Below are 12,373 nucleotides of genomic sequence, written 5' to 3'. Positions count from 1 at the left end.
TCACTTTATTTGCAGCATCGTCAGATGATTGCCAAACACTGCGCCGGTATCGATGTAATGCAGATTGGCAATCGTCAGCGACTGTTTCAGCGGCGTGTGTCCGAAGTAAAAGGCGTCTGCGCCACGGATGCCCGCCCGTTCGCCTGACTCCATCGCCTCCAGCCGCTGACGGCTCCAGACCACCTGCTGCCAGTCGAGTGGCTTATTCAACGCATATTCCCGGGCCGGATAATCAGCATGAGCAATCACAATAATTCGCTCATCGAGCTGCAGATGGAGAATCAGCGGCAGCTCACGGCAACGCCGCAACGCGTGACGCGCCGCAATCAACGCTGCACCACGCAGCCGAAAGAACCAGTCGCCACCGTTCATCTGCCAGAGCGCCATTTCCTGCCCCTGTAGTGCTGAAAGCGCCATCTCCTCATGATTCCCCCGCACGCAGCGAAACCAGGGCTCCTCCAGCAGCGCCAGACAACCCAGGCTGTCGGGACCGCGATCGATGATGTCACCCACCGAAATCAGTAAGTCCAGCTGCGGGTCAAACTGATGTTGCTGCAACAGCGCATCCAGTTCGCGGCGGCAGCCATGCAGATCGCCGACCACCCAGATCCGTCGCCACGCTGCGCCATTCAGAGATTGGTAATACATCGCTGCACCCGGCCTTTGTCTGCTGAAAACATCTTCAGAGTATAGTCAGGGCTGACCCTGTACTGGCATGACGCGCTGGAAAGCAGAATGCAAAGGAGGCTGGCAACAAGGAAGCAAGGGAGCAAGGAGGCCGGGCGAAGCGATTAAAGAGAGATGAAAGGTACGTCCCTCCCGGCGCTTATCTCCGGCACTCAGTAAAGGTGGTAGCTCTGTCAGGGACGAAATACATCATAATGCGATAAGGCGCGACAGGCTATTCTGCCCCAACCATATCTGTAGTCATTTGGGATCAGCTACGCATTTTAGCCGGATATTTCTGCAGTTTCTCTGCCGGACGCACCGGGCGGCGCACCAGCTCACCGCCGCAGTTGGGGCAAAGATGAGTGAGATGCTCAGCACAGTCAGCGCAGAAAGTGCATTCAAACGAGCAGATGCGTGCCGCCAGAGAAGATGGCGGCAGATCAACGTCGCAGCGTTCACAATTGGGGCGAAGTTCCAGCATGGTGTGACTCCTTAAAAAAGCGTTATGCGCCAGCTTCGCGGTTGCTGACCCCAATGTCGAGCCAGCAACCGGACAAGAGTGTGTCAGATCCGGACATCCTGCTTTAATGGTGCAGTCAGCGGCGAATGGCATCCTGCTTTGCCGCTGCTATTTGTCCCGCTGATCCTCAGGAAGGTCATCGGGCAAATCCTCTTCGTCAGCTGTGTCATCGAACTCAGCACTCTCCTCTTCCGGCTCCTGACCGCCCATCGACGCATGAATCACCTCCTCTTCCAGCGTCGGGATCAGCGCGGCACCCAATGGCGAGGTCGCCAGACTGTCAGGCATCACCACATGCGGTAACGGCACTTCGGTCGTCGGAAGCGGACCCGGCGCACGCACATAACTCAGTCCGCTAATCACCAGCGCACAGAGCATAAAGAAGAGATAGAGCATATTGCTGCCCAGCGGCTGCATCAGCGCACCGACCACCAGCGGGCCGATACTGGCGCCAATACCAAACGCCATCAGCAGACAGGCAGTTAACGAGACACGACGATCGGCGGCGACCTGATCGTTGGCCAGCGCCACCTGCAATGGATAGAGCGCAAACTGCATCATGCTGGCGGCAAAGGCGATGCCAATCATCCAGTGGAAGGTCAGATGCGGCAGTACCACCAGCGGCACGCAGGCCACGGCAAAGAGCATGGCAATAATGAATAACAGCCGCTGGCGGTCGTAGCGATCAGAGAGCCAGCTTAGCGGAAACTGCGACACCAGCCCGGCAAAAATCGTGAGACTCATAAAATAACCGGTCTGGCTGGTGGTGAAGACTTTGCTGCTGCCATAAACCGGTGCCAGGCCATAGAACGCGCCAATCGCCATGCCGGTCACCAGGGTGGTGCCGAGCAGTTTGGGAATAGTGCGGATAAAATAGCCCAGCTCCATCGGCGCCGGTGTCATGGGCCGGACGTGAGTGCGGGTGGTCAGTGCAATCGGCACCAGACAGAGCGCGAAACAGAGCGCCACAATCAGCAGCGTGCTCACCCCAAACCCCGATTGCAGGCTCAGTATCACCTGTCCGCCACTGAGTCCAAGGTAGGTGGCGACCATATAGAGGCCGAAAATCATGCCGCGCTGGGAAGATTCCGCCTGATCGTTGAGCCAGCTCTCCAGCACCATGTACTGGCACATCATGCAGAGCCCGATAATCAGACGCAGAAAGACCCACAGCGGAATAAAGTCAGTCAGCCCGTGACCCACCACCGAGGCGGTAATGATCCCGGCACAGGCCACGTAGGCACGGATATGGCCGACGCGGGCAATCAGGTTGTGCCCCACTTTGCCGCCAATCACCAGCCCGATATAGTTGGCCGCAATAATCGCGCCGATCAGCGCACCATTAACCTGCTCACTGGCCAGCCGTAACGAGACGTAGGTAGTCAGTAAACCAGAACCCAGCAGCATCAGAAGCGTAGTGGTATAGAGCGGCAGAAACGTACTGAATATTTTTCCCATATGACTCCCTGTCTACGCTTTTCAGGCATCAGGCCAGCAAAGCCCTAAAGATAGTCGATTTCGGCAGGTGAAGCGGTATTGTTCATGACGACGGTAGCGAAAAAAAAGCCCGCCAGCAATTGCTCACTGACGGGCCCTGATTTAAGCGCTTGGGAAGCTGATGTTGCTGCCCGGCGCTTCACGGTTGAGATGGATGAAGTTCAGGTGTCGCTCATACTGATCCAGTATGTCGATGATCACCTGCTCTTTGCTGTAATCCATTAAGTCGTTACCCTGGCTGCCTTCCATCAGGAAGGTTTCCAGCCGGTAGTAGGTCGACTTACCGCTGCGGGCGCGATAGGTAAAGCCCGGAATCGAATATTGCTGCGGCCAGACCTGATAGATAAAGTCCTGCTCCTCGCCCAGATGGACGCGCAGATCCAGATAGCCAATCGGGTTGCTTTCATCCGCCTCAACACTCTCCAGCGTGACCCGGCCATCCCGCAACTCCAGCTCTTTCGCCACTTCCTGCATCGCCGGATAGATGGTTTTTTCCATCATCTGCTGGGTATAACGCGAGCCAGGGTAGTTCATCAGGCGCGACAGTCGCTTCTTCCAGGTCAGGCGATCGGTCGCATGAGCCAGATAGGGCGCGGTGTCGCGCGTGGCACTGGCCCGACGGTGATCTTCAATCTTCAGGGATTTAAACAGCCCCGCCATGACAAAGAAGATAACAAAGCTGAACGGCAGCCCCATGATCACCGTGGTGTTCTGCAAGGCAGTGATACCGTTGGTCATCAGCATGCTCAGGGTCAGTACCCCAATCGCCACAGACCAGAAGATACGCAGCCAGTTCGGTGCATCACTGTTGATATCTTTCAGTCGCGAGGTGAAGTTACCCAGCACCAGCGAGCCGGAATCCGCCGAGGTGACGTAGAACAGCATACCGGTGATCGTCGCGACCGAGGCGCTGAGTTTAAACGCCGGATACTGCGCCAGCAGGCTGTAGAAGCCGCGCTCCGCATGGTTCATCACTTCCTGCGCAAACTCCGTATTGCCGTGAATGATCTGATACAGCGCGGCATTACCGAACACTGACAGCCACAACAGCGTAAAGGTAAACGGAATAATCAGCGTGCCCAGCACGAACTCGCGGATGGTACGACCGCGCGAAATACGCGCCAGGAACAGGCCGACGAATGGCGACCAGGCCACCCACCACGCCCAGAAGAAGAGCGTCCAGCTGTTCATCCACTGGGTCGGACGATCAAAGGCAAAGGTATTGAGCGTCATGCCCATGAAGCGGTTGATGTAATCCCCGACGTTCAGCACCAGCGCATTCAGCAGGAACTCGGTGTTGCCGAAGAACAGCACAAACAGAATCAGGCCCAGCGCCATCACCACGTTCAGCTCAGAGAGAATACGGATCCCTTTATCGACGCCCGACGTGACAGAAATGGTGGCGATCACCACGGAGAGGACAATCAGCGCGGCCTGCGCGGTCAGGCCTTCCGGGATATCAAACAGCACTTTGAGGCCATAGTTAAGCTGCACGACCCCAATGCCGAGCGTGGTAGCGATACCAAAGATGGTGCCGACCACGGCGGCGATATCTACGGTGTGGCCAATCGGGCCATAGATGCGTTTACCAAAGATAGGATAGAGCGCGGAACGGATAGTGAGCGGCAGGTTATAGCGATAGCTGAAGTAGCCCAGCGCGATGCCCATCAACGCATACATTGACCAGCCGGTCAATCCGTAGTGGAACAGCGTCCAGACCATCGCCTGGCGGGCCGCTTCCATCGTCTGCCCTGCCCCCTCCGGCGGCTGCATATACTGCGTCACCGGCTCGGCGACCGAGAAGAACATCAGGTCGATGCCGATGCCGGCGGCGAACAGCATGGCAGACCAGCTAAGGACGCTGAACTCGGGTTTGGAGTGCTCAGGCCCGAGCTTGATCGAACCAAAGCGTGAGCAGGCCATATACAACACAAAAACAATATAGAGCGTGGCAGCCAGCATGTAGTACCAGCCGAAGGTGGCGGAAACCCAGTTTACCGCCTTGAGGATCCAGCTCGCGGCCAGTTCACTATAGAGAATCGTCACAAGTGAAAACGTCAGAATCAATCCGGCAGAGGTATAAAATACAACGGGATTGAGTCTGTCTTTTTCACCGGCAGGTGGATTATTCATCGGTTACCTCTGGTTAATGTCCTGAAAATACGCAATGGATAAGTCTTGCCGTCCACGGCTTTCCGGCCGTGCGGCCCTGTTTCGTTCTGTCACTTCCTGTTAATCGCTCAGGCAAACCAGCCTATTTTAGCACTCATTGCCGTTTCGCTTTCGCTACATTTAAAGAACAGCATCCTAACAAAGTTTCTTTTTATATTGAACGTGCAATCAAAAAAAGTTTAAATAGGGGCTCGATTTGAGGGTGGAGCTGGAGCTATGCCAAAGGTAGGGATGCAGCCGATACGTCGTCGGCAACTGATTGATGCGACCCTGAGCACGATTAATGAAGTGGGGATTAATGATGCCACTATCGCCCAGATCGCCCGTCGGGCGGGGGTATCCACCGGCATCATCAGTCACTATTTCAAGGATAAGAACGGCTTACTGGAAGCCACGATGCGTGATGTGACGCGTCAACTGCGGGAGGCGGTACTGTCGCGGTTAGAACCGCTGGCCGGTGCCTCTGCAGAACAGCGGTTGTGTGCCATCGTTGAGGGTAATTTTGATGATACCCAGGTGCACACGGCAGTGATGAAAGCCTGGCTCGACTTCTGGTCGAGCAGCATGCATCAGCCCCAGCTTAATCGCCTGGAGCGGGTCAGCAGCCGGCGGCTCTACTCAACGCTGGTGGTCGAATTCCGGCGTGAACTGCCGCTGGAGAAGGCACGTCTGGCCGCACACGGGCTGGCTGCCCTGATAGATGGTCTGTGGCTGCGCGCCGCGCTGAGCGGTAAGCCATTTAATCCGGTCATCGCCCTCACACTGACCACCCAATTCATCCGTCAGCAACTGGCTGGCGAGCACGAATAACGGAAGGAGAAAACATGTCCCGATTCACCGAGCAGAAACTCTACATCGATGGCGCTTATGTTGCCGCAGCGTCTGGCGAAACGTTCCAGACGATTAACCCGGTCAACGGCGAAGTGCTGGCAGAGGTTCATGCCGCCGGCCAGGAAGATGTCAATCGCGCCGTTGCTGCCGCCAGAAAAGGCCAGAAAGTCTGGGCCGCGATGACCGCCATGGAGCGCTCGCGCATCCTGCGTCGCGCCGTCGATATTCTGCGTGAGCGTAATGATGAGCTGGCAGAGCTGGAAATGCTCGATACCGGTAAGCCTTACAGCGAAACCTCAGCGGTCGATATTGTCACCGGCGCAGACGTACTGGAGTATTACGCCGGTCTGGTTCCGGCGCTGGAAGGTCAGCAGATCCCACTGCGTGAAACCTCCTTTGTTTACACCCGCCGCGAACCGCTGGGCGTGGTAGCTGGTATCGGTGCCTGGAACTACCCGATTCAGATCGCCCTGTGGAAATCCGCGCCCGCGCTGGCAGCGGGTAACGCGATGATTTTCAAACCGAGTGAAATGACCCCGCTCACTGCCCTGAAGCTGGCGGAAATTTACACCGAAGCGGGCCTGCCGGATGGCGTATTCAACGTGCTGCCGGGCATCGGTTCGGTCACCGGTCAGTTGCTCACTGAGCATCCTGGCATCGACAAAGTCTCCTTTACCGGTGGCGTCGTCAGCGGCAAAAAAGTGATGGCCAATGCAGCAGGTTCAACGCTGAAAGAGGTCACCATGGAACTGGGTGGTAAATCACCGCTGATCATCTTTGATGATGCCGATCTCGACCTGGCCGCCGACATCGCCATGATGGCGAACTTCTACAGCTCCGGTCAGGTCTGCACCAACGGCACCCGCGTCTTTATTCCTGCAAAACTGCAGGCCGCATTCGAGGCGAAAATCAGCGAACGCGTTGCCCGCATTCAGGCAGGCGATCTGCGTGACCCGGCGACCAACTTTGGTCCGCTGGTCAGCTTCAGCCATCGCGATAATGTGATGCGTTATATCGAATCCGGCATCGCTGAAGGCGCACGCGTACTGTGTGGCGGCAAGCGTCTGACCGGTGGCGATTTCGACCAGGGTGCCTGGGTTGCACCAACCGTATTCACCGACTGCCGTGATGAGATGAAGATTGTGCGTGAAGAGATCTTCGGACCGGTCATGTCGATCCTGAGCTACGAAAGTGAAGAAGAAGTGATCCGCCGCGCCAACGACACCGAATTTGGTCTGGCCGCCGGGCTGGTGACGCAGGATCTCAATAAGGCGCACCGTGTGATTCATCAGATCGAAGCAGGAATCTGCTGGATTAATACCTGGGGCGAATCAGCCGCAGAGATGCCAGTGGGGGGTTACAAGCACTCCGGCATTGGCCGTGAGAATGGCCTGATGACGCTGCAGAGCTACACCCAGGTGAAGTCCGTGCAGGTTGAGCTGACGCGTTTTCAGTCAGTTTTTTAATCACTTAACCTGAGGAACGATGAATGGAATTTGATTACATTATTATTGGAGCCGGATCCGCAGGAAACGTTCTGGCTACCCGTCTGACCGAAGAGAGCAACGTGAGCGTCCTGTTGCTGGAAGCGGGCGGCCCGGATTACCGCTTTGATTTTCGCACCCAGATGCCTGCGGCCCTCGCCTTCCCGTTACAGGGCAAGCGCTATAACTGGGCTTATGAAACCGAGCCAGAGCCTTACATGAACAATCGCCGCATGGAGTGTGGTCGCGGCAAAGGTCTGGGCGGTTCATCACTGATTAACGGCATGTGTTATATCCGCGGCAACGCGATGGATCTCGATAACTGGGCCAGCGAACCTGGGCTGGAGAACTGGAGCTATCTGGACTGCCTGCCCTACTACCGTAAAGCGGAAACCCGCGATATCGGCCCGAACGATTTCCACGGCGGCGACGGCCCGGTGTGTGTTGCGACGCCTAAAGCGGGCAATAACGTGCTGTTTGAAGCGATGATTGAGGCGGGCGTGCAGGCGGGTTATCCGCGCACTGACGACCTTAATGGCTATCAGCAGGAAGGTTTCGGTCCGATGGATCGTACCGTCACACCAAATGGTCGTCGCTCCAGCACCGCGCGTGGCTATCTCGATATGGCCAAAGGCCGCGCCAACCTGAAGATCATCACGCACGCTACCACCGATCGCATCATCTTCGATGGCAAGCGTGCGGTAGGCGTGGAGTACCTGCAGGGCGACAGCAACACCATCAACAAAGTGACCGCGCGCCGTGAAGTGCTGCTGTGTGCCGGCGCTATCGCCTCGCCGCAGATCCTGCAGCGTTCTGGCGTGGGTTCTCCTGAGCTGCTGAAACAGTTTGATATCCCGGTGGTTCACGACCTGCCGGGCGTGGGTGAAAACCTGCAGGACCATCTGGAAATGTATCTTCAGTATGAGTGTAAAGAACCGGTCTCAATCTATCCGGCTCTGAAGTGGTGGAATCAGCCGAAAATCGGTGCGGAGTGGATGTTTAACGGCACCGGTATCGGCGCCAGCAACCAGTTTGAAGCGGGTGGCTTTATCCGCAGCCGCGAAGAGTTCAGCTGGCCGAACATTCAGTATCACTTCCTGCCGGTGGCGATTAATTACAACGGTTCGAACGCGGTTGATGCCCACGGCTTCCAGTGTCACGTTGGCTCGATGCGTTCTCCAAGCCGCGGTCATGTACGCCTGAAGTCACGCGATCCACGTCGTCATCCGGCCATTCTGTTTAACTACATGTCGCATGAGCAGGACTGGCATGAGTTCCGCGATGCGATTCGCATCACGCGCCAGATCATTAATCAGCCGGCGCTGGACAAGTACCGTGGCCGTGAAATCAGTCCGGGACTGGATTGCCAGACAGATGAGCAGCTGGATGAGTTCGTGCGTAACCACGGCGAAACCGCCTATCACCCATGCGGCACCTGTAAGATGGGTAACGACCCGATGTCCGTCGTTGATGGCGAAGGTCGTGTGCATGGACTGGAAGGCTTACGCGTAGTGGATGCGTCGATTATGCCGCTGATCATCACCGGTAACCTGAACGCCACCACTATCATGATTGGCGAGAAGATTGCCGATAAGATTCGTGGACGCGATCCATTGCCACGCAGCACCGCCGCTTACTATGTCGCGGGTGATGCACCCGTTCGCACGGTTCCGCAGCGCGCTGAATAATACGTGACAGTGTCACTTAATAATAGCCGGGGGACTTTTTTTGCCCGGCTATTTTTTTCATTCCGGTTTACCACAGATCCTTTTCCACACGTCACCCTTTTCAAATAATCAAACCTTAACCGACATCAAACAAAGCAGCATCTGCTGTTGATTTGGCGATGTGCAGAATGCTATAAATCCAGCGTCTATTTAACCGGAGGCACTATCCGTCCACTGATGAGAAGCAACAATGTGGATGTGTTGTAAATTTTATGAGCAGAATGTTCATGTCAAACCCCCTGTATTCCCCCTCTTGCCTTTCTGGCTGGAACGCCGCCGATCAGCACTGGCGTAACGCCCTGTAGTCCCCTCACCACTTCGAACTGTTCTGAGTCTGCCCGCACGTTGTGCGTTGTTGCAGGTCGTCATTTATCGTTGCTGGAGAGCACCCATGCGCGCCTGGGTTTTATTATCACTCGCTATTGTTACGGAAATTATTGGTACCCTTTTTATGAAATGGTCCAGCCTCAATGGCAGCCATTCCGGCTACCTGATGATGCTGGGCATGATTGCCTGTTCTTATATTCTGCTGAGTTTCGCCATTAAACGTATCGCCCTGGGCGTGGCTTATGCGCTGTGGGAAGGTATCGGCATCATGCTGATTACGTTATTCAGCGTGCAGCTGTTTGGTGAAACGCTGTCAGCGCTGAAAATCTGTGGGCTGGTGACGCTGATCGTCGGAATTGTGTTGATCAAAACCGGCACCCAATCATCAGCGGAGGTTAATCATGCTCATCGCTGATCTTGTTCATGCGTCCTGGCTGGCGCTGGCAATCGTGCTGGAGATTGCCGCTAACATATTCCTTAAATATTCTGATGGGTTTAAGAAACCGCTGTACGGTCTGCTTTCACTTTGCTGTGTCCTGCTCGCGTTCAGCGCACTCGCTCAGGCGGTCAAAGGTATCGATCTCTCGATCGCCTATGCGGTCTGGGGCGGTTTTGGGATTATCGCCACTGTCGCGGCCGGATGGGTGTTGTTTGGCCAGCGGCTGAACCGCAAAGGCTGGGCCGGCCTGACCCTGTTGCTGGCCGGTATGATCCTGTTAAAACTGGCCTGATCCACCATTTCAATCAGTGATATTGATTAAGGGTGTGCCACTGCACGCCCTTAACTTCCTGTGCTTTCCCACCCTGTTTGGGTTGATTTCCCCCACTTACCTGTGCTCGGAATCTTCTTACTTTTGTAAAGGCCCGTTTACATATCTGTTGCCTTGAGGCTTAGTGAGCGCCGAAGGTCGGATAAAAACGAGGAATAGTTATGTCTGCAACACGAGGTTGGTCTACGGAGCTGGAGGGATTACGCGGCATCGCTTCTCTCTGGGTATTAGTTGGCCATATCAGCTTACTGGTTCATTGCCATATCACGCTTATTTCATCCCCTGGCATCGGGGTCGATCTGTTTATTCTGTTATCGGGTTATCTGATGGCGAAAAACTACGTCGAGCGTCAGCAGAAAGAGCCGTGGCAGAGCACAGAGACCATCAAGAAGTTCTGGATCCGGCGCTTCTTCCGCATCGCCCCGCTCTACTATCTGCTGTTAATCATCGCCCTGATTTATGGCCCGTGGTTTGGCGAGATGCGTGACACCATTGCTCATTTCTATTCCGGCACCGCCACAGAGTCGTCGCGTTACAACGACCAGTCGCTGGCAAACATCCTGACCCACTTCAGTTTCCTGTTCGGCCTGCTGCCCGAATATGGTTTTAATACTGTGCTGCCTGACTGGAGCATCGGGCTGGAGATGCAGTTCTATCTGCTGTTCCCGTTCATCATGTTGGTGACGCTGCGCTTTGGTTATGCCGCCTCGCTGATTGGCATCATGGCGCTCTGCTGCGCTGGCCGGTATGTGCTGGCAGATTATTATGAGGCGTTTGAGATGCCTTCAATGATCCTGATAAAGCTGAATATGTTCCTGTCGGGCATGCTGCTGGCCGAGGCGATCCGCCGTAAATCCCTGCTCTACGTCGCTTTTGCGCTGCTCGGCCCGGTCGCCAGCGTGGCGATGGGCCTGGGCGCGATTAAGCTGCAGGTGATTATGGAGGCGCTGATGATCGTCGGTATGACGGCGATTCTGTGGCAATACCCACAGGGCAGCCTGATGGCAACGCTGATTGCTCTGCCGCGTAAGCTGCTGAACAACCGTCTCAGCACCTGGCTGGGCGACGTGTCGTTTTCGGTCTACCTGCTGCATCTGCTGATTGTAATCCCGCTGATCGCACTGCTGCTCAATCACACCGACATCGAGTTTAAGAGCGACATGATGCGTTTCCTGATTGTCTGCGTCTCTGCCATCCCGGTGACCTATGCGCTGGCCTCTTTACTCTATAAGTATGTTGAGAAGCCCGGCATTCAGATTGGTAAGCGCGTGCTGAAGCCGAAGCTGGCCGATCAGACCAGCTGAGTTTTACGCAGGCCATCCCTTTCTTAAAAGCCCCTGACGGGGCTTTTTTATTGCCGCTTCACATGGCCTCACCTGAGCGGAAGTCAGCACACCCGCTGAGGTGAACTACACTTTGCCGGTTAGCAATCTGACTCAGAGGAGAGAACATGAGCATTCAGCATCTGCTGCTATCCACCGACGGTGGCGCAGTGATCATTGAAGCAGAACAACTCGAAAGTGAGCTGGTTATCCCGCCCCACCTGCAGACCCTGACCGGCGGTGAAGCTGACAGCGATACCGGCCATCGGGTGGCGGTAACAAAGCACTACTGCAAGGGACGCTACTATGCGGTTGCCCTTGATCGTCATGCGGCCAGCAATGAAATTGACGACGTGATCGACCTGCTGCATCCGGCCCCGCTCGATTAGTCTTTGTCAGACCGAACCCGTACATGTTCCGCTGAACTGCTGGCGGGAAAGCTCAGTATTGCCGGTGCGCGGCATTTACCTATTCAGAAGAGGATAAGCATTATGCAAAAGAAGAAGTGGTTTGTTTCTTACGTGATTAAGCCTGAAGGTGAAAATCATGTCACGACTCACGCCTTTATCGAGGGCGACGATGTCGAGGAGGCGCTGGAAGCCTTTATGTTCGAAACCAAAAAAAACCTGTCGCTGGAAACCGAAGAGCTGACTCTGCTTTCGGTGAGCCTGGTGTAAACTCTGATTAACCTCGCAATTGCGGGGTTTTTTATGTCCTGTATCAGGATCGGTTATCTATTTATATTATTTATAATTTCCCTGGTGCGGCACTCAATTACTTACTGGGATACGGCCAGGCGTGATCAACGCCAGTTGATGACAGCAGACCGGTAACCGCCAGATACGCCAGTATCAGGACAAACAGCACAATCGCTGCAATTTCAATGGATTTGAGTAAGTGATGCTTAGCCATAAATAACCCTCCTTCAGATGTGTGTAATCAGACTTCACCCCATAAACTATAATGTTACCGGTAAAGTTCAAGTGAAAATCACATCATGAAACATAAAGCCGCGCTTATTAATGCTTTAACCGAATGTGCTTTTACGCATTCA

At 55.1% G+C, this 12,373-nt stretch carries 13 protein-coding genes; 8 read left to right on the top strand and 5 right to left on the bottom strand.

Annotated features, from left to right (window positions below):
* The 4 genes from LC417_RS01900 to LC417_RS01885 form a co-directional block, all read right to left on the bottom strand.
* Positions 1-648 (bottom strand): metallophosphoesterase, encoded by a 648-nt coding sequence (locus LC417_RS01900; protein WP_223565389.1) that lies wholly within the window; start codon positions 646-648, stop codon positions 1-3.
* 289 nt (positions 649-937) lie between these two features.
* A complete protein-coding gene (locus LC417_RS01895) occupies positions 938-1,150 on the bottom strand; it encodes a DUF1272 domain-containing protein (protein WP_010258758.1) in 213 nt (70 codons plus the stop codon).
* 147 nt (positions 1,151-1,297) lie between these two features.
* Positions 1,298-2,647: an MFS transporter gene (locus LC417_RS01890; RefSeq protein WP_223565388.1), complete on the bottom strand. Its 1,350-nt coding sequence runs from the start codon at positions 2,645-2,647 to the stop codon at positions 1,298-1,300.
* A gap of 141 nt (positions 2,648-2,788) precedes the next feature.
* Entirely contained in the window at positions 2,789-4,819 is a 2,031-nt protein-coding gene (locus LC417_RS01885) for a choline transporter (RefSeq protein WP_010258753.1), read from the bottom strand.
* A gap of 255 nt (positions 4,820-5,074) precedes the next feature.
* Here LC417_RS01885 and betI point away from each other — a divergent pair, with 255 nt between their 5' ends.
* From betI to LC417_RS01845, 8 genes are all read left to right on the top strand, one after another.
* Positions 5,075-5,668 carry a transcriptional regulator BetI gene (gene betI, locus LC417_RS01880; RefSeq protein WP_010258750.1) on the top strand — a complete coding sequence of 198 codons (594 nt, stop codon included), beginning with the start codon at positions 5,075-5,077 and terminating at the stop codon, positions 5,666-5,668.
* A 14-nt stretch (positions 5,669-5,682) separates the two neighbouring features.
* Positions 5,683-7,155 (top strand): betaine-aldehyde dehydrogenase, encoded by a 1,473-nt coding sequence (gene betB / locus LC417_RS01875; RefSeq protein WP_010670776.1) that lies wholly within the window; start codon positions 5,683-5,685, stop codon positions 7,153-7,155.
* Between the two features lie 23 nt (positions 7,156-7,178).
* Positions 7,179-8,861: a choline dehydrogenase gene (betA, locus tag LC417_RS01870; RefSeq protein WP_033779020.1), complete on the top strand. Its 1,683-nt coding sequence runs from the start codon at positions 7,179-7,181 to the stop codon at positions 8,859-8,861.
* Positions 8,862-9,291: 430 nt separating this feature from the next.
* Entirely contained in the window at positions 9,292-9,642 is a 351-nt protein-coding gene (mdtJ, locus tag LC417_RS01865; RefSeq protein WP_010258741.1) for a multidrug/spermidine efflux SMR transporter subunit MdtJ, read from the top strand.
* Entirely contained in the window at positions 9,629-9,958 is a 330-nt protein-coding gene (gene mdtI / locus LC417_RS01860) for a multidrug/spermidine efflux SMR transporter subunit MdtI (RefSeq protein ID WP_010258739.1), read from the top strand. The genes mdtJ and mdtI overlap by 14 nt, the downstream gene beginning before the upstream one ends.
* Before the next feature lie 200 nt (positions 9,959-10,158).
* The gene (locus LC417_RS01855) at positions 10,159-11,301 is read left to right on the top strand and encodes an acyltransferase (protein WP_010258734.1); all 1,143 of its coding nucleotides are present in this window, start codon (positions 10,159-10,161) and stop codon (positions 11,299-11,301) included.
* 146 nt (positions 11,302-11,447) lie between these two features.
* Positions 11,448-11,708 carry a hypothetical protein gene (locus tag LC417_RS01850; RefSeq protein ID WP_010258727.1) on the top strand — a complete coding sequence of 87 codons (261 nt, stop codon included), beginning with the start codon at positions 11,448-11,450 and terminating at the stop codon, positions 11,706-11,708.
* 102 nt (positions 11,709-11,810) lie between these two features.
* Positions 11,811-11,996, top strand: a complete 186-nt coding sequence (locus LC417_RS01845; RefSeq protein ID WP_022625530.1) for a hypothetical protein — start codon at positions 11,811-11,813, stop codon at positions 11,994-11,996.
* 97 nt (positions 11,997-12,093) lie between these two features.
* On the opposite strand, the gene LC417_RS01840 is transcribed toward LC417_RS01845, so the two are convergent.
* Complete coding sequence (locus LC417_RS01840) at positions 12,094-12,231, bottom strand: hypothetical protein (protein ID WP_010258717.1); 138 nt, start codon at positions 12,229-12,231, stop codon at positions 12,094-12,096.
* Positions 12,232-12,373 lie beyond the last annotated feature (142 nt).

The sequence above is a fragment of the Pantoea sp. OVA07A genome (assembly GCF_019969975.1).
Lineage (GTDB): Bacteria > Pseudomonadota > Gammaproteobacteria > Enterobacterales > Enterobacteriaceae > Pantoea > Pantoea agglomerans.
The sequence above is the reverse complement of the archived record's forward strand: the minus strand, read 5'-3'. Positions and strand labels throughout refer to the sequence as shown.